This is a genomic window from Microbacterium cucumeris, assembly GCF_058349845.2.
Map to the genome: position 1 here is coordinate 149,604 of NZ_JBYRIZ020000005.1, position 17,451 is coordinate 167,054.

General features: G+C 69.5%; 12 protein-coding genes. 9 read left to right on the forward strand and 3 right to left on the reverse strand.

Annotated features, from left to right (window positions below; all coding sequences use genetic code 11):
• Positions 1-143 precede the first annotated feature (143 nt).
• The 4 genes from AC3RXZ_RS14325 (at position 144) to AC3RXZ_RS14340 (ending at position 4,026) form a co-directional block, all read left to right on the forward strand.
• Complete coding sequence (locus tag AC3RXZ_RS14325) at positions 144-1,469, forward strand: ABC transporter substrate-binding protein (RefSeq protein ID WP_243231722.1); 1,326 nt, start codon at positions 144-146, stop codon at positions 1,467-1,469.
• A 74-nt stretch (positions 1,470-1,543) separates the two neighbouring features.
• The gene (locus AC3RXZ_RS14330; protein ID WP_243231720.1) at positions 1,544-2,425 is read left to right on the forward strand and encodes a carbohydrate ABC transporter permease; all 882 of its coding nucleotides are present in this window, start codon (positions 1,544-1,546) and stop codon (positions 2,423-2,425) included.
• 1 nt (position 2,426) lies between these two features.
• Positions 2,427-3,335: a carbohydrate ABC transporter permease gene (locus AC3RXZ_RS14335; protein WP_243231718.1), complete on the forward strand. Its 909-nt coding sequence runs from the start codon at positions 2,427-2,429 to the stop codon at positions 3,333-3,335.
• A gap of 19 nt (positions 3,336-3,354) precedes the next feature.
• A complete protein-coding gene (locus tag AC3RXZ_RS14340; RefSeq protein WP_491494444.1) occupies positions 3,355-4,026 on the forward strand; it encodes an aspartate/glutamate racemase family protein in 672 nt (223 codons plus the stop codon).
• 278 nt (positions 4,027-4,304) lie between these two features.
• On the opposite strand, the gene AC3RXZ_RS14345 is transcribed toward AC3RXZ_RS14340, so the two are convergent.
• A complete protein-coding gene (locus tag AC3RXZ_RS14345) occupies positions 4,305-5,282 on the reverse strand; it encodes a sugar-binding transcriptional regulator (RefSeq protein ID WP_243231715.1) in 978 nt (325 codons plus the stop codon).
• Positions 5,283-5,389: 107 nt separating this feature from the next.
• Positions 5,390-7,981, reverse strand: coding sequence for a family 78 glycoside hydrolase catalytic domain (locus tag AC3RXZ_RS14350; protein ID WP_491494445.1), 2,592 nt, complete (start codon positions 7,979-7,981; stop codon positions 5,390-5,392).
• A gap of 102 nt (positions 7,982-8,083) precedes the next feature.
• On the opposite strand from AC3RXZ_RS14350, the gene AC3RXZ_RS14355 reads away from it, so the two are divergent.
• From AC3RXZ_RS14355 to AC3RXZ_RS14375, 5 genes are all read left to right on the forward strand, one after another.
• Entirely contained in the window at positions 8,084-8,914 is an 831-nt protein-coding gene (locus AC3RXZ_RS14355) for an NAD-dependent epimerase/dehydratase family protein (protein WP_243231711.1), read from the forward strand.
• A complete protein-coding gene (locus AC3RXZ_RS14360; protein WP_243231709.1) occupies positions 8,914-9,927 on the forward strand; it encodes a LacI family DNA-binding transcriptional regulator in 1,014 nt (337 codons plus the stop codon). The genes AC3RXZ_RS14355 and AC3RXZ_RS14360 overlap by 1 nt, the downstream gene beginning before the upstream one ends.
• 125 nt (positions 9,928-10,052) lie before the next feature.
• Positions 10,053-11,567 (forward strand): apiosidase-like domain-containing protein, encoded by a 1,515-nt coding sequence (locus tag AC3RXZ_RS14365; RefSeq protein WP_491494446.1) that lies wholly within the window; start codon positions 10,053-10,055, stop codon positions 11,565-11,567.
• 1 nt (position 11,568) lies between these two features.
• On the forward strand, positions 11,569-13,689 hold the full coding sequence (locus AC3RXZ_RS14370) for a beta-galactosidase (RefSeq protein ID WP_491494447.1): 2,121 nt from the start codon (positions 11,569-11,571) through the stop codon (positions 13,687-13,689).
• Between the two features lie 83 nt (positions 13,690-13,772).
• Positions 13,773-15,068, forward strand: coding sequence for an HNH endonuclease signature motif containing protein (locus AC3RXZ_RS14375; protein ID WP_491494448.1), 1,296 nt, complete (start codon positions 13,773-13,775; stop codon positions 15,066-15,068).
• Between the two features lie 623 nt (positions 15,069-15,691).
• On the opposite strand, the gene AC3RXZ_RS14380 is transcribed toward AC3RXZ_RS14375, so the two are convergent.
• On the reverse strand, positions 15,692-17,434 hold the full coding sequence (locus tag AC3RXZ_RS14380; RefSeq protein WP_491494449.1) for a D-apionate lactonase family protein: 1,743 nt from the start codon (positions 17,432-17,434) through the stop codon (positions 15,692-15,694).
• Positions 17,435-17,451: the final 17 nt, after the last annotated feature.

Here is a 17,451-nt window from a genome sequence, read left to right on the forward strand (position 1 = left end):
CCCCTTTCCAGGTGGCGTTCACGTCACTGTAGACACGATTCGATCACGAAGTGAATAGAATTTCAACCCTGAGTGTTGACACACTTCGGATTCTTTCCTACTGTCGTCGTTGTACCTTTCACGCCCGTCAAGGAGGACGCCTCATGGACTCACGCAGCAACCGTCGCCGGATCGCGACGCTCGGTCTCGCACTCGCAGCGGTGGTTCCGCTCGCGGCGTGCGCGGGTGGATCCGGGGGCACCGGATCCGAGGGGGGAACCGGCACGGACCCCGAGACGTTCACCGTCATGACGGCGAACGAGAACCCCGTGCTCGAGGAGCAGCTCACCGCGCTCGCCGAGGGGGCGTGCACGGCCGAGAACGAGGCGCTGCCGCTCGAGCACCAGAAGGTCGCGCAGGCCGACACCGTGCAGAAGATCACGCTGCTCGCGAGTCAGGACGCCCTGCCGACCCACACGATCGCCGGCACCGCCCTGATCCGCCCCGACGGCGACCTCGGCAAGGCCGGCCTGGTCGGCGACCTCAAGGCTGCGCTCGAAGACGCCGGAGCCTGGGACAACGTCCTCCCGGCCGCGGAGTCCACCGTCGAGCAGGTCTACGGCGGCTTCGTCTCGATGCCCTACCAGTACAACATCGAGGGCATCTTCTACAACAAGCAGATCTTCGCCGACAACGGCATCGAGGAACCGCAGACGTGGGACGACCTGCTCACCGCCTCGGCGGCCCTGCAGGATGCCGGAGTCGTGCCGATGACCGAGGCCGGCGCGAACGGCTGGCCGCTCACGCGCATCATGGGTCTGTACATCTACCGCAACGTGGGACCGGAGGCGATGACCGCCATCCAGGACGGCTCCGCCAAGCTGACCGACCCCGAGTACGTCGCGGGCGCGCAGGCGCTCGCCGACTACGCGGACGCCGGCTACTTCGGCGAGGGCTTCACGACGCGGGACGGCGACACCTCGTCGAACATGTTCCTCACCGGCAAGGCCGCCATGACCTACGACGGCACGTGGCTGCTCAGCGCGATCAACGACCCGGAGCGCAACCAGATCGGCCAGGAGAACGTCGGCTTCATGCCCTTCCCGGCCGTCGAGGGCGGTGAGGGATCGATCGAGCAGTACCCGGCCAACGCCGGCGCGCCCATGATCGTCAACGCCAAGCAGTTCGGCCCGAAGGTCCAGGATTGGATCAGCTGCATCTCCGAGAACTACGGCCAGCAGGCGCTGCAGGATGCCGGTGTCATCTCCGGATTCGCCGTCAACGGCGAGGTCACCGACCTCTCGCCGAACACGGCGGACATCCAGGAGCGCATCGCCGGCATCGACGAGACGGTGCTGTGGTTCGAGGCGCTGTTCGACCCGAAGAGCAACTCGCTGGCCTCGACCAACGCGACCCTGCTGACCACCGGTCAGATGACCGCGGAGGACTACATGACCGAGCTCCAGGCGAGCCTCGACGCCAACAGCTGACCCGCTCACCGGCCTCCCGGAGAACTCTCGCCTCCGGGAGGCCGGTGCATTCCTCAGAGAAAGCAGCATCGAAGATGAACTCGATCTTCGGAGATCGCAAGACGATCTTCATCCTGCTCGCACCGGCACTCCTGCTGTACACCCTGCTCAAGATCGTGCCCGTGCTGTGGTCGTTCGGCCTGTCCTTCTTCGAGGGCAACACGCTGCGCGGCTTCGAATGGGTGGGACTGGCGAACTTCGCGACCTTCTTCACCGACGGCGCCGCTCTGCAGTCGCTGTGGGTGAGCGTGTTCTTCGCGATCGTCGCGACCGTCGGCCAGGTGGCGCTGGGCTACGGCCTCGCCCTGCTCTATGTCTTCGTGCTGCGCAAGGGATCGTCGTTCGTCCGGACGATCGTCTTCTTCCCGACCGTCCTGCCGACCGTCGCGGTCGCCCTGCTCGTCAAGAGCTTCGTCGCCGTGGGCGAGAACCAGGGGCCCATCAACGACATCATCAACTTCTTCGGCGGCGAGAGCGTCGAGGTGCTGGCCTCGACCGCGGGCACCATGACCACCGCGATCCTCATGACGCTGTGGACCTCGATGGGCTTCTACGCGGTGCTGCTGTACGCCGGACTTCTCGACATCCCCGAGGAGGTCATCGAATCGGCCCGTCTGGACGGCGCCAACGGACTCAAGCTCGTGCGTCACATCATCGTGCCGCTGTCCCTGCCGATCCTGATGTCGTCGATCATCTTCAGCCTGAACGCGACGCTCAAGGTGTTCGACAGCCTGCTCGCCCTGAACAATGGCGGGCCGGGAACCTCGACCGCACCGCTGACGCTGTACATGTACCGCACCGCGTTCGAGTACGCCGAGTACGGCTACGGCTCCACGATCGCGATGGTGCTGACCATCCTCTGCCTGGTGTTCACCCTGGCGATCTTCCGATCCTCTCGACGCAAGGCGGAGGCCTGACATGACGATCACGCATTCGGATCCCGTGACCACCGTCGCCGTCCCGACGCGGAGGCGCCCCAGCCAGACCCGTCGTACCGCGGCTCGCCTGCTCAAGCGGGTGCCGGTGTGGCTCATCGTCGCGCTGCTCATGGTTGTGGTGCTCTACCCGCAGCTGTGGATGATCCTCGGGTCGTTCAAGACGCAGTCGGAATTCCTCTCGAACCCCGCGCTGTCGCTCCCCGAGACGTGGCAGTTCGACAATTACGTCCAGGCGCTCACGAACGGCAACGTCGCTCAGAACTATCTCAACAGCATCATCGTGACGATCCCGTCCGTGCTGCTCATCGTGTTCATCGGCGTCGCAGCGGGCTATGCGCTCGAGGTGATGATCTGGAAGGGCCGTCACGGGGTCCTGCTCTACGTGCTCGCCGGCATCATGGTCCCCGGGCAGATGATCCTCGTGCCGCTGTTCATCGTGTACTTCCGGATGGGGATCACCGACTCGCTGCTGCCGCTCATCATCACCTACACCGTGATGGGTCTGCCGCTGACGACGTTCCTCATGGCCACGTACTTCCGCTCCGTGCCGCGCGAGATCTTCGAGGCGGCCACCGTGGACGGCTCCGGCCCGCTGCGGTCGTTCTTCGTGATCGGCATCCCGATGATGAAGAACGCGATCCTCACCGTGGGGCTCGTGCAGTTCTTCAGCGTCTGGAACGACCTGCTCATCGCGCTGACGTTCACCACCCGCCCCGAACTCGCCACGATCCAGGTGGGGCTGCTGAGTCTCAGCGACGAGTACGGCTCGACGCAGTACGGGCCGCTGTTCGCGGCGGTGAGCATCAACATCGTCGTGCTGCTGATCGTGTTCCTGACGCTCAACAAGAAGATCATGGCCGGCATGGCCGGCGGAGCCCTGAAGGGCTGACGGCTGGGAGACTGAAGACATGACCGCACCCCGCATCGCATTCCTGCACACCGGAGCCGTGAACATCGCCCCGTTCGGCGCACTGGCAGCCGAGTTCCTGCCCGGTGCGACGGTGGTCAACTACCTCGACGACCGCATCGTGGCCGATCTCGGCGATGAGTCGCGCGCCGCTTCGGTGCCGGATCGCATCGAGGACCTCGTGCGTGCGGCGGCGGCAGGAGGGGCGGATGCCGTGATGTTCACGTGCTCCTCGATCTCCGAGCTCGCCGCCCCCGCGGCTGCCGCGGCCGGAGTTCCCGTGCTGCGGGTCGACGAGGCGATGGCGGACGCGGCTGTGGCCGAGGGCGCCCGCATCCGGGTGCTCGCCACGCTGCCGACGACGTGCCGTCCGACTCTGGGTCTGCTCGAGGAGCGCGCGGCGCTCGCGGGCTCCTCGCCCGAGCTGTCCAGCGAGGTGATCGAGGGCGCGTTCGAGGCCATCGTCTCGGGCGATCGCGAGACGCACGACCGCCTGGTGGGGGCGGCCATCGAGCGCGGTGCCGCGGAGGCGGACGTGATCGTGCTCGCGCAGGCCTCGATGGCGACGGCGGCGGAGGCCGTGACGGTCGGCGTTCCCGTGCTCACCAGCCCGCGTCTCGGAGTCGAACGCCTCGCCGCGTCGCCCGTGCTGCGCGGTCGTCTCGCTCGCTGAACACGACAGCGATCGTCTTCTCGCTCGTTGAGCGAGGACGGCGAAGCCGCCCGAGTCGAAACGGGTGCGCAACCGTGCTTCGGTGGTGAGCGCGTTTCGACTCGCTTCGCTCGCTCAACGAGCGGGTGAGGGCTCGCTCAACGAGCGGGGTGAGGACTCGCACAACGAGCGGGTAGGACTCGCACAACGAGCGGGTAGGGCTCGCTCAATGAGCGGGGTGGGGCTCGCTCAATGAGCGGGTAGGGGGCGCTCGACGAGCGGGGATAGCGGGCGGGTCCTCAGCGCTCCGCGAGAGCTTCGGCCGTGCGCAGGTCGGTCACGAGCGTCGTCACCCATTCGCCCGCCAGCGCCCCGTGGATCGCCTCGAGCTTGTGATCGCCGCCCGCGATCCCGACCCGGCGGGGGATGCGGCGCAGGTCGTCCACGGTGATCGCGATGATGCGGTCGTCGAGCGCGCCCAGGACGCGGGATCCGTCGGCGCGGAAGATCCGGTGGCAGATGTCGCCCACCGCCCCTTCCTCGAGCAGCCCCTTGCGCTCCTCGGCGGCGAACGCGTTGCCGCTGGTGGCCAGCACGTCGGAGGGCTCGATGCTGCCGATGCCCATGATCGCCATCGTGAGCTCGTTCCAGTGCCGCGTCACCTCCTGCATCGACGGGTCGGAAAGCAGGCTGTCGCGCACCTCCGCATTGGCCACGACGCCCGGGGCCTGCACGTACACCGGCTCCGCGCCGAGCGTGCGGGCGAGCTCGCCGAGGATGCGGTTCGAGTGGCTCTGCGCCTCGGGCGCCCCGACCCCGCCCAGCAGCTGCACCACCTCGGTGGCCCCGCGGACCGTGAAGGGGCGCATGCGATCGACCATCGCGAGGATCGTCTGGCTCCAGGACGACACCCCGATGCGGTCGGTGCCGGCGAGGGTCGCCTCGAGGTACGCCGCGGCGCCGGCCCCGAGTGCCGCGAGCAGCTCGCGCTCGTCGGCGTCGGGCGCGACGTCCACGACGACGGCCTCCGAGAGGCCGTAGCGCTCCTCCAGGCGCTCCTCCAGCTCGGCATGCACGCCGGGCGCCACCGTGACGATCGTGCGGACGATCCCGACGGATTCGGCCCGTTTCAGCAGCCTCGACACCTTCGCCTGTGAGATATTGAGGGCCGAGGCGATGTCGGCCTGCCGGATGCCGCGCTCGTGGTACATGCGCGCGACCTTCGTGAGCAGACGCACCTGCCCGTCGGCGGGGCGGGTGTAGCGGGGCAGGGACACGAGGACTCCGATCACAGCGACTCGATTGAGGATTCGCTAACGAAAGGATATTCAGTCCGACGGCGCGGCGCCAGTGGCGACGCGTTTGCGCCGCCACCAGCGCTCGCTCAGTGCGCGACGACCGTCCGACGATGCGTACCGGCTCCGACCATCTCCTCGGTCGCTCCCGGCAGGTCCAGGATCGCGTCCGAGCCGATCGGCACGTCCACCTCGACGTGCATCCGGCCCTCCTCGATCCGCCAGGAGATGGCGGCCTCGCCGTAAGCGGTGAGCTGACGCGCGGATGCCGAGGTGAGTCCGCCGCCTGGGCGCGGAGCGAAGCGGATGCGGCGGTAGCCGGGCTCCTCTGGGGCGAGGCCGGCGATGACCCGGTGCATCCAGTCCGCGACGGCCCCCAGCGCGTAGTGGTTGAAGGACGTCATCTGCCCGGGATTGACGGTGCCGTCGGGGAGCAGCGAGTCCCACCGCTCCCACACGGTCGTCGCGCCCTGCTCGACCTGGTACAGCCAGGACGGGCACTCCCGTTCGAGCAGCAGATCGTACGCGGCATCCAGCTGTCCTCCGGCGCTCAGGGCGTCCGAGACGAGCGGGGTGCCGACGAATCCCGTCGCGATGCGGTTGCCCGCCTCGCGCACGAGGGCGGCGAGGCGAGACGCCGCGGCATCCCGCAGCGCCGGATCGGTGATGAGATCGAACCGCAGGGCCAGCGCGTACGCCGTCTGCGCGTCGCTCGTCATGGTGCCGTCGGGGCGGACGTACGCGGCGGCGAACGCCGTGACCACCTCGTCGGCGAGCGCGTCGTAGTGCATGCGCTCGGCGTCGAGCTCGAGCGCCTCGGCGATGCGCGCCACCGTACGGGCCGACTTCGCGAAATACGCGGTGGCCACCAGATACCGGTCGGTGAGGGCATCCGCGGGGTCCTCCGGCGGAGCCGCCGGGTCGAGCCAGTCGCCCAGCTGGAAACCGGAATCCCAGAGCCGAGACGGGCCGGCCAGCCTTTCGATCAGATCCACCCACCGGCGCGCGCTGTCGAACTGCGCGCGCAGGACGCCGGTGTCGCCGAAGCGCTCGTAGAGCGTCCACGGCAGCAGTGTCGCGACGTCGCCCCATGCGGCCCCTGGGCGAATGGGCGTCCACTTGTCGACGGCGGGGATCACCGGCACGTACCAGGGCACTGTGCCATCGGGCAGCTGCTCGATCGCGACGTCCCGCAGCCAGCCGGAGAGCATGCCCGAGACGTCGAAGAGGGTGGCGGCGGTCGGTCCGAAAACCTGGATGTCGCCGGTCCAGCCGATCCGCTCGTCGCGCTGCGGGCAGTCGGTGGGGATGTCGACGAAGTTGCCGCGCATGCCCCACACGACGTTCTCGTGCAGTCGGTTCAGCGCGGGGTCGGAGGACTCGAACCATCCGGTGCGCTCGAGGTCGGTGTGGTGGACCCGCGCCACGAGGGCACCGTCGGCGGCATCCGCATCGAGGTCGCCCGGCCAGCCGGAGACCTCGACGTAGCGGAACCCGTGGAACGTGAACCGGGGCTCCCACTCCTCGACGTCGCGTCCCGCGAGGATGTAGGTGTCGGTCGAGCGCGCCGCGCGCAGCGGCCGGGTGTAGATCTCGCCGTCCTGCATCACCTCGGCGGTGCGCAGGGTGACGGCCGCGCCGGCGGGTCCGGAGACCCGGATGCGCACGCGCCCCACGAGATTCTGCCCGAAGTCGAGGATGCGCGAGCCGCTGGGCCCGGTCATAACCGCGATCGGTCGCAGCTCCTCGGTCGCCCGGACGGGCGGTGCGGTGGGCGCGACCAGCGTCGCGGGGTCGCGGTGCCGCTCCTGGACGCCGTCCCAGGCGGAGTCGTCGAATCCGGGCGACGACCAGCCCGCCTGCTCCTCACGGGCGTCGTAGTCCTCGCCGTCGTAGAGGCCGCTGGCGAGGATCGGACTCGCGGCCGACCGCCACGTGCCGTCGGTGGCGACGATCTCGCGCGTGCCGTCCGCGTAGGTGAGTTCGAGCTGTCCGAGGAACGACTGGTCCGTGCCGTACACGTTCCGGAATCCGCCTCGCCAGCCCAAGCGTCCGCGATACCAGCCGTCGCCCAGCCACGCCCCGATCGCGTTCTCGCCCGGTGCCAGCATCTCGGTCACGTCGTACGTGTAGTACCTCAGGCGCGCGCCGTAGACCGTCCAGCCCGGGGAGAGGACGTCGTCGCCGACGCGGACGCCGTTGATCTCCGCTTCGTACACTCCGTGCGCTGTCGCGTACAGGCGCGCCCTGATCAGGTCGTCCCGCACGACAAACCCGGTGCGCACCAGCGAGGGCCGTCGTTCGTCCGAATGCGGGTTCTCGTTGCGGGTCGCACCGATCGGCCGCGCCGTCCAGTCCGAGGGGTGCAGAAGGCCGGTCTCCAGGGTCGTGGGGGCGGATGCCTCGGACCACGTGCCGTCCGCGCCCCGCACCGCGACCCTGACCGTCGCGATGTCGCGGGAGTCCAGCGGGGCCGCCGGCCAGTCCACGAGCACCTGCTCGGCGCTCTCCACTTCGTGAGAAGTCCGGATGCCATGGCGATTGACGTCGATGCGGTAGGCGCTCTGCGTCCAGCCGGCGGGCGCCTCGGCGATGCGCCACGACAGTCGCGGCATGCTCTCACCGATGCCGAGCGGGTCGCGGTGGTGTTCGATACGGGGTGCGTCGACGATGACGGACATCCGGGTCCTTCCGGTTTCGGGGGCGTGTACAGTGAGTGTGGCACTCGTTTCGAAACGTTTCAAGTTCCGTTCTCCGCGGGATGCCGCACAGGGAGGTACGACATGAGGATCGGCGTCACGGGCAGCGGCGGCAAGCTCGGTCGAGCTGCTGTCGAACGGCTGCGCGCGGACGGGCACGACGTGATCGGGTTCGACCTCGCCGGCCCCGCCGGGACAGGGTTCACGCGCGTCGACCTGACCGACTTCGGTCAGACCCTCGACGCGTTCGGATCGGTCACGGCCCGGCACGACGGGCTGGACGCGCTGGTGCACCTGGCGGCGATCCCGGTGAACGGTCTGGTCCCGGACGCCGCGACGTTCCAGAACAACATGACGGTGTCCTTCAACGCCCTCTACGCGGCGCACCGCACCGGCATCCGCACGATCGTGCTGGCCTCGAGCATCACGGCCATGGGATTCCCGTTCGACGAGGCTCCGCCCGCGCTGCCCGTGGACGAGACGTACACGAGCGCGAACAACACCTATGGGCTCGGCAAGGTCGCCGAAGAGGCGATAGCGGCCCAACTGGTCCGCTGGTGCCCGGATGCCTCGATCACCGCCCTGCGCTTCACGAACGTCGTCGCCGAGGACGAGTACGCGACGTTCGATCGCGCCGGCGAGCCCGGCTACCGCCGCGATCTCCTCGGCTCCTGGGTCGACGCCCGCGACGGGGCGCAGGCCATCGCCCTCGCTCTCGCGGCGGCACGACCCGGGTTCGAGGTGTACAACGTCGCCGCTCCCGAATCGGGGTGCACGGCACCGTCGCGCGAACTCGCGGCGCGCTGGTTCCCGGGCACTCCTGTCGCAGAAGACCTCGGCGAGTTCGAATCGCTGATGTCCACGCGCCGCATCCGTGATCGGCTCGGATTCCGTGCCGCCTATGATTGGCGCTGATGGCACCGGCGGGGATCAGAGAGGTCGCGGCGCACGCGGGCGTCTCCATCGGGACGGTCTCGAACTTCCTCAACCATCCTGATCGCCTGTCGGCGGCGATGGTCCGGCGAGTCACGGACGCGATCGAAGCGGTCGGCTTCGTGCCGAGCAATGCCGCGCGCCAGCTGCGGATGGGCGTGAGCTCGGTCATCGGCTACCTCGCGTCCGACATCGGCAATCCCCATTTCGGCGAGATCGCGGCGAGCGTCCAGTCCAGGGCCTCCGAGCTCGGTCTGTCCGTGTTCATCGCGGACGCGCAGGAGGATCAGGGGACCGAGGACGCCCATCTCGACGCCTTCGCGCAGCATCACGTACGCGGCCTGCTCGTCGCATCGCATCATCCGGTCGAGGAACGGCTCGCTCTGCTGCGCCGCCGCGGCACTCCGTCTGTGCTCGTGGGGCAACGAGCGGTCTCGGAGGAGCAGCCGTCGGTGTCGGTGGATGAGGTCGACGGCGGTCGGCAGGCCGTCGCTCATCTGGCCGACGTCGGCTGCCGCACCGTCGCGTTCGTCGGCGGGCCGTCCGAGATCGTCCAGGTGTCGGCGCGGCTCGCCGGCGCCGAACGCGCGGCGGGGGAGCGCGGTCTCCGGCTCCGCGAGATCCCGGTGGCCGAGCGCTCGGTCGCCGCCGGTCGCGAGGTGGGGGCGCTGATCGCCGCACTGCCCCGGGAGTCGCGCCCGGACGGAGTGTTCGCCGTCAACGACCTGCTCGCCCTGGGCATCCTTCAGGAGCTCGTGGGGCGCGGCGTCCGCGTTCCGGAGGAGCTCGCTCTGATCGGCTACGACGACACCGAGTTCGCCGAGGCCTCGCTCATCCCGCTGTCCAGCGTCAGCCGCCGGCATCGGGACGTGGGCGAGCTCGTGGTGGATGCGCTGTTCGCGACCATCCGAGGGCGTTCACCGGATCGCCTGCACCGCGTGCTGAAGCCGCGGCTGATGCCCCGCCGGAGCACCCAGGGGTTCCTCAGCACCTGATCGGTTCGAGCGGGCTGGATGTGGTCCGCGGTTCGCGGGTTTTGCATATGTATGCGATAGGACAAGATTATGCACGACTTTGATAACGTTTCAACCGGTTGCGTGATTTCTCCTAGAGTCGAAGGATGACGACGATGTCCCATGAGCTGTACCTGCCCGTCGAACTGGTCTTCCAGGGGCGAGAGGCGCTGCCGCTCGCGGAGCGACCGCCACTGAGCGTCCGCTTCCGGCACGCCAGCTCCGGGGAGGTGACCGTGCCCGCGTTCTGGGACGGGGGCACGACCTACCGGGCACGGTTCGCGCCGCCGGAAGTGGGCGGCTGGAGTTGGGAAGTCGTCGATGCGCAGACGGCGGTCGATGCGGATTCGGGGACGATCACGGTCGTCGAGGGAGCCTCACGAGGACCGGTTCGCGTCGCGCACCGCTTCCACTTCGCGCATGCGGACGGCACGCCGTTCCGCCCGGTCGGCGCGACCGCCTACAACTGGCTGCACCAGGACGAGCCGCTGTTCTCCGAGACGGTCGACGCGATCGCCGAGGCCGGGTTCAACAAGTTCCGCTTCATGGTCTTCCCGCAGGGAGGCGGCTACGTCTCCCATGAGCCGGCGCTCATGCCGTTCGAGAAGACCGACGGGCGCTACGACGTCACGCGTCCTGTTCCGGAGTTCTTCCAGCATCTCGACCGGGCTGTCGAGGTCCTGGGCGAACGCGGCATCCAGGCCGACGTGCTCATCTACAACGCCTACGACCGCGGGCATTTCGGCCTGAACGAGTTCACCGAGCAGGAGGACGCGGTCTACCTGCGCTACCTCGTCGCACGCCTGGCGGCGCAGCCGCACGTGTGGTGGTCGCTGTGCAACGAGTTCGACCAGCTCGAGCGCCCCGCGGAGCGGTGGGACCGCACGGGAGCCCTGCTCGCCGAGATCGACCCGTACGACCACCTGCGCTCGATCCACAACTGGATCGAGCTCTACGACAACAATCAGCCCTGGGTCACGCATGCGTCGCTCCAGAACGGCTCGGCCACGACGGACTTCGGGCGTGCCACCCTGTACCGGGACGTGTGGGGCAAGCCGGTCGTGCTCGATGAGATCAAGTACGAAGGCGACATCCCCGAGCGCTGGGGGCACCTGGACGGGCGGGAGCTCGTCGACCAGTTCTGGATCACGACGGTGTCCGGCTGCTACGCCTCCCACGGCGAGAGCTTCGTCACGGTCTCCGGGAGTCTGCACATGGTCGAGGGCGGACCGTTGCGCGGGGAGTCCCCGTCGCGCCTGGCGTTCCTGCGTCGCATCCTCGAGGAGATCGACGGTGCAGGCCTCGATCCGATCGACAAGTGGGACGATCCGGATCACGTGGCCGGCATCCCGCGGCGGATCTACCTGCAGTACCTCGGACGCTCGGCGCCGGCGACCTGGACGTTCCGCATCCCGATCGGCTTCCCGGGGGAGCGGCCGGAGGCGGGAGACGTGTTCGAGGTCGATGTGATCGACACCTGGAACCGGACGATCACCACGATCGACCGGCGCTTCACGCTGGACGAGGTCCACCGCAACGAGGCCTTCGCGGCGGCGTCCGCGCCGGTCGCGCTCCCGGCGGGTGAGGCGATCGCGCTGCGCATCCGACGGGTCGAGGACTGACATGACCGTCGATCGTCTGAGCGCCTGGCGGCGCGGACCCCGGCTCGGCACCGCGTACTACAACGAGTACCTGCCTGACCCGTCCCGCCTCGAGACCGACCTCCGCCTGATGACGGATGCCGGGATCACCTGCATCCGCGTCGGGGAATCCGTGTGGTCCACGTGGGAGCCGAGGGACGGAGAGTTCGACCTGGAGTGGATGACGCCCGTCCTCGATGGCGCGGCCGCGCACGGCATCGATGTGATCCTCGGGACGCCTACCTACGCCGTGCCGCCGTGGCTGGCGCGCAAGCATCCCGAGCTCGCCGTCGTGCGCAAGGACGGCGAGCGGGTGCCGTGGGGCGGCCGGCAGGAGGTCGACTACACCTCCGAGCTGTTCCGCGGGTATGCCGAGCGCGTGATCCGTGCCGTTCTCGGACGCCACGGCCGGCACCCGGCGGTGATCGGCGTGCAGCTGGACAACGAGGCGGGTCTCCATCTCATCCACAACGAGCACGTCGTGGCGCGGTTCCGGGAATGGGTCGCGGAGCGGTACGGCGACGTCGAGACGCTGAACCGCGCCTGGGGACTCGCGTACTGGTCGCATCGCATCGCGGACTGGGACGAGCTGTGGGCGCCCGGCGGCAACACCACACCGGCCTATGACCTGGCCTGGCGCCGCTTCCAGGCCGAGCTCACGGCGGACTTCCTCGGCTGGCAGGCGGGAATCGCCCGCGAGCTCGTCGACGAGGACGTGTTCCTGACGACCTGCATCGCCTACCAGCGCCCCGCCATGGATGACGTCGCGGTCGGCGCGCGCCTGGACATCGCCAGTGGCAATGCCTACTACCTCGCGCAGGATGCGCTGGACCTCTCCGTCGAGGGCGGCGGGGGCCAGTGGTACGCGGACGACGTGCCGCAGCTCGTCCTCATGGCTGATCGGATGCGGGCGACCGGGTTCGACCGCCCCGATGCGCAGGGCGGCTTCCTCGTCACCGAGACCGGCGCGGCGTCGATCGGAAACGCCTGGCTCACCCGACCGCCGTACGACGGGCAGATCGCCCAGGCGGCCTGGCTGCTGGTCGCGCGCGGGGCCCGGCTGGTCTCGTACTGGCACTGGCACACGCTGCACTCCGGTCACGAGGTGCACTGGGGAGGCATCCTCGGCCACGACCTCGAGCCGGGGCGGATCCACGCCGAGATCGCGGGCATCGGGCGGCAGTTCGAGGCGGCGGCGGACTGGCTGGCGGATGCCGAGCCCGATGCGGATGTCGGGATCGTGTACGCGCACGACAGCGAGTGGATGATGGCCTTCGAGCCGCCGCTCGCTGTGCCGGGCACCGAGGCGCCGGACCGCAAGGCGTACGCGCGGATCGTCGGGGACTTCGGGCGGGCGGCGGTGGATGCGGGACTGCAGGCGGGGTACGTCAACGAGCGGCAGCTGCCCTCGGCGGTTGAGCTGCGGTCCCGCTTTCCCGTGCTGATCGCCGCGGGCCTGATCGCGGCGTCCGATCGGACTCTGGAGGTGCTCGTCGAGTACGCCCGGCTGGGAGGGCGGCTCATCGTCGGTCCGCGCACCGGCTACGCCGACGATCAGGGCCGGATGCGGGCCGGGGCCGCTCCTGCGGTCATCGGGGAGGCGGCAGGCGTGCGATACCAGGAGGTCGCGGCGCTGACCGCGCCGGTCGAAGTCGAGGCGTCCGGCTCGCGGCTCGGCGCGATCGCGGGGCAGGTGCGAGGCTGGATGGATGCTCTCGAGCCGACGGATCCGGATGCCGAGGTGCTGCTGCGGTTCCGCCACCCGCATTTCGGTCGGTGGGCGGCCGCGGTGCGGCGGGACGTGGGGGAGGGCGTGGTCACGGTCGTCGGGACGCTCCTCGACCGGGTCACGCTGCGCGAGCTGGTCGCGGATGCTGCGGCGGATGCCGCGGTGCCCGGTGCTCCTGTGATCGCGCGCCCGCGCAGTGTCACGGCGCATTCGCTGAACGGGCCGCGGGGTCGCGTGTGGGTGCTGCACAACTGGTCGGGGGACGCGGTCGAGGTCACGCCGGATCGCACGGTCGTGGATGTGCTGAACGCGTCCCGGGCGGTCGCGTCGACGGAGGTCCCGGCGCGCGGCGTCGCGGTCTGGGCGGAGGTCTGAGCGGGCCGATTGGGTCGGTCTACGTCCGAATGTTCCCGAGAATCAGTATTGCCCGTGTCGTAGTTATGTTCTAAAATGGAGGCATGTCGACGCCGACCGCTCCCGCACCCGTCCCGGCGCTGAGCCCGGACGAGGAGATCGGTCTGCTTCTCGCCGATGCGGAATGTTCGCAGGTCGACGCGAACCGTCAGGCCGCATTGCGGGCCGAGCGCATGCTGCGGGTCGTGCAGTGCGCGCGTCGGCATCCGGAGCTGTACGTGCCGGGGCTGGAGGGGTCCGAGGCGATCGATGAGGCGGAACGGGCCGCGATCCTGGACCTCGCGCTGCGGATGAACGGCACGGAGGATCATGTGCGCGGCCAGGTGTTCGTGGTCGAGCAGGCGCTGGAGCACCTTCCGGGGCTTTGGGGCCGGGCGCGGACCGGATTCGCGTCGCTGTATCTCGTCGGACGCGCCGTCCACGCGCTCGTCCGCGTGTCGGCGCGCGCCGATGCCACTGATGCGGAGCGCGAGGCCGAGCGGGATGCCTTCGAGCGGATCGACGATGCCACGTCGACGTGGTCGGAATCGTGCTCTCCCGCTGCGTTCAACCGCCGGTTGAAGGCGCTCGCCGACCGGCTCTGCCCGGTCGATGCGACGGTCGCGCACGCCAGGGCGATGCGCGATCGCCGCGCGTACGTGGAAGACGTCGAGGACGGCATGTCCTGGTATCACGCCCTCATGCCCACGCACGAGGCGCATGCCGCGCTCCGGCGAGCGACCAGCACGGCGAAGCACCTGTCCAAGGATCGGCGTGAGGGGCGCACCCGCGACCAGATCCGAGCGGACCTGTCCAGCGCATGGCTGCGTGGGGTCGGCACCGCCACCGCGGTGAAGACCAAGGTGTTCGTCACGGTTCCCGTGCAGCTGCTCGACGCGGTTCGCACCGGCCTCCCGCTTGAACCGTCCGTCGTGCAAGCGCTCGCCGCCGAGCAGGCCCGAGTGCTCGGCGGCGACGCGATCGATGCGGTCACCGCCGCGCAGATGTTCGTCGATGCTCCGGCGTTCCGCCGGGTCATCACCGACCCTGTGGCCGGTGTCGTCCTAGACATGGACCGTCGCACCTACCGTCCGACCAGAGCGCAGCGCGACTGGCTCATCCTGAGGCACGGCACCTGCGCCCGGGACGGCTGCGAGCGCCTCGCCGTCGACGCGGACATCGATCATCGCCGTCCCTGGGCCGCCGGTGGTGCGACCGATGTCTCGAACCTCGCGCCCCTGTGCCCGCGCGACCACAGGCACCGGCATCGCACGCGCTTCCGGTATCGATCCCGCCCCGACGGTTCTGTCCAGGTCTCCACTCCCACCGGTTTCACCACCGAGGCTCCGCCGCCGTTCTGACCTGCTCTCTCTCGTTCGACTCGGGGCTCGCTCATGTTGCCCGTTCGTTGAGCGAGGCCGGCGTTTCGACTCGCTGCGCTCGCTCAACGAACGGAGGGGGGAGGGGCGTGCGCGCCGGGGGCTTCCCTTCCCCGTTCGTTGAGCGAGGCCGGCGTCAGCCGACCGAGTCGAAACGCCTCTTGTTGCGGGCTTCGTTTCGACTCGCTCCGCTCGCTCAACGAGCGATGGGGTGCGGGTGTCGCGCGGCTTCTCGCTCTCGTTCGTTGAGCGAGGCCGGCGTCAGTCGACCGAGTCGAAACGCGTTTTGCCGCGGGCTTCGTTTCGACTCGCTGCGCTCGCTCAACGAGCGGAGGGGGAGGGGCGTGCGTGCCGCGGGGTTTCCCTTCTCCGTTCGTTGAGCGAGGCCGGCGTCAGCCGACCGAGTCGAAACGCGTCTTGTCGCGGGCTTCGTTTCGACTCGCTGCGCTCGCTCAACGAGCGGAAGGCGTGGAGGGGCGCGCGCGCCGCGGGGCTTCCCTTCCCCGTTCGTTGAGCGAGGCCGGCGTCAGCCGACCGAGTCGAAACGCGTCTTCTCGCGGACCGCGTTTCGAATCACTGCGCTCGCTCAACGAGCAGAGGGTGGGTCAGTGCGCGGCCGAGCGATCGCCGGTCGAGACGCGCACCCATTCCCCGGCATTCACGAGCACGGCACCGATCGCCTCGAGCGTGATGCGTCGGTCTCGGCGGTCCAGGTTGGCGACCAGAACCGCGTCTCCGGTATCCGTCCGTGACCCGATCGCCCAGATCAGACCGTCCGGACTCGCGCCGGAGAGCAGTTGCCCGCCACGCAGGGCGATCAGGGCGTCGACGGCGTCCGCTGCGGCCGTCCGACCGGCGGCCGACTCCAGCCCTCGCAGACCCCAGGTCTCGAACCACGACACGGACGCGACCCCCGGCACAGCGAGGGCCGCCGCACTGGCGATCACCCACGCACCGAGCTCGGGGGCGGTCTGCCGAGCATCCGAAGCGCCGGTGAGCTCGGCCCCGTATCCCTCGGACAGATCCGCCCGCGTCGGCGCAGGCTCGGGCGTCGTCGCCACGTTGTTGAACCGCGGACGCAACGACACGGGGCCGATGTGAACCGGCAGCCCGTCTGCGATCGCGACCGACTGCTCCGCGACCAGCCGCTGCATCGCCACGGCCTCGATCAGCTGCTCGGTGTCGAGCGTGTGGAACAGCGGTGTCGTGTTCACGACGACGCCGTCCACGTCCCGCGCGATGCGCGCCTGCTCGCGATTGAGCTCGGTGAAGTGCGAACGGGCCCCCGCCAGCACCGGCACGGAGAGCCCCGCGGCCGACAGTGCCGCGCGCAGAGCCGCGACGGTCCCCGCGTCGCTCACGTGCTCGGCCGCGTCGAAGGCCGTGAGGCGCGCGACCCCGGGATGCTCTGCGACATCTGCGAGAGCGCGCACCGCATCGAGGAGCGTGCGCTCCTCGCCGTCCGTCACCAGCCGCACGTCGAGGGGGACGCGGTCGGCGGCCGCGCGATCGAGGGCCGCTGACCAGTTCGGCGTGGTCAGGTTCAGCTCGACGACCCGGAAGGCACCGGCGTCGGAGGGCGGCACGGGGTCCGGGGAGGTCGACGCCTCGACCCCGACCTCGGGGAACACGCCGCCCTCCGACAGCGTGACCACCTCGGGAAGGGCACTGTCGGATTCCGCCGCCTCCGCGGCAGAGCCGAGGAGGCGGAGCGTGAGGGACTGCTCGACGCGCTCGCCGGCATCCAGAAGGTACGGGTAGGGCAGGCCCAGCGGCCGGCTGTACGTCTTGAAGGAGGCATCCGTCCAGTTGCGCTGATCCTCCATCTCGAACACGTCGCCCGCGAACTCCACCTCGAAGAGATCGTCCACGCGCAGCGCGCGGATGTCCATGATCGGCTGGTGCGGTCGGATGCTCCGGGGAAACGCCGAGCGCTCCACCGACCCGTCCGCATGCCCGACATCCACCGGCCTGCCCGCATCCGACGCGGGGTGCAGCACCACGAGCCCGGTCCGGCAGGTGTGGAAGACCTCGGCGTTCAGCGCCTCCCACGAGATCGTGAGCTCGCCGGCCAGCGCGTGCACCCGAAGAGTCGAGTCGATCCGTGCGCCGAGCCCCTCATGTCGCAGCTGCAGCGTCAGCGCCTCCGACTCCGCGTCGGTCGAGAGCACCCGTACGGGCACGGTCAGCCAACCGCGGTCGCGCACGGCCGCGCGCACCGCCCGCAGGAGCATCCGGCCGTCGTACCGGATCTCGGCGAGCTCGTCGCCGCGCAGTTCGATGCTCCAGCCGTGAGCGCCCCACACCATCGCATCCGTCCGCCACCACGAGTTCGTCGTCGACACCACTCTCCGACTGTAACCGG

Bases quoted from the DNA above. Each gene is read 5' to 3' on its own strand.
- AC3RXZ_RS14325 (WP_243231722.1), top strand. From the start codon at position 144: ATGGACTCACGCAGCAACCGTCGCCGGATCGCGACGCTCGGTCTCGCA.
- AC3RXZ_RS14330 (WP_243231720.1), top strand. From the start codon at position 1,544: ATGAACTCGATCTTCGGAGATCGCAAGACGATCTTCATCCTGCTCGCA.
- AC3RXZ_RS14335 (WP_243231718.1), top strand. From the start codon at position 2,427: ATGACGATCACGCATTCGGATCCCGTGACCACCGTCGCCGTCCCGACG.
- AC3RXZ_RS14340 (WP_491494444.1), top strand. From the start codon at position 3,355: ATGACCGCACCCCGCATCGCATTCCTGCACACCGGAGCCGTGAACATC.
- AC3RXZ_RS14350 (WP_491494445.1), bottom strand. From the start codon at position 7,981: ATGTCCGTCATCGTCGACGCACCCCGTATCGAACACCACCGCGACCCG.
- AC3RXZ_RS14355 (WP_243231711.1), top strand. From the start codon at position 8,084: ATGAGGATCGGCGTCACGGGCAGCGGCGGCAAGCTCGGTCGAGCTGCT.
- AC3RXZ_RS14360 (WP_243231709.1), top strand. From the start codon at position 8,914: ATGGCACCGGCGGGGATCAGAGAGGTCGCGGCGCACGCGGGCGTCTCC.
- AC3RXZ_RS14365 (WP_491494446.1), top strand. From the start codon at position 10,053: ATGACGACGATGTCCCATGAGCTGTACCTGCCCGTCGAACTGGTCTTC.
- AC3RXZ_RS14370 (WP_491494447.1), top strand. From the start codon at position 11,569: ATGACCGTCGATCGTCTGAGCGCCTGGCGGCGCGGACCCCGGCTCGGC.
- AC3RXZ_RS14375 (WP_491494448.1), top strand. From the start codon at position 13,773: ATGTCGACGCCGACCGCTCCCGCACCCGTCCCGGCGCTGAGCCCGGAC.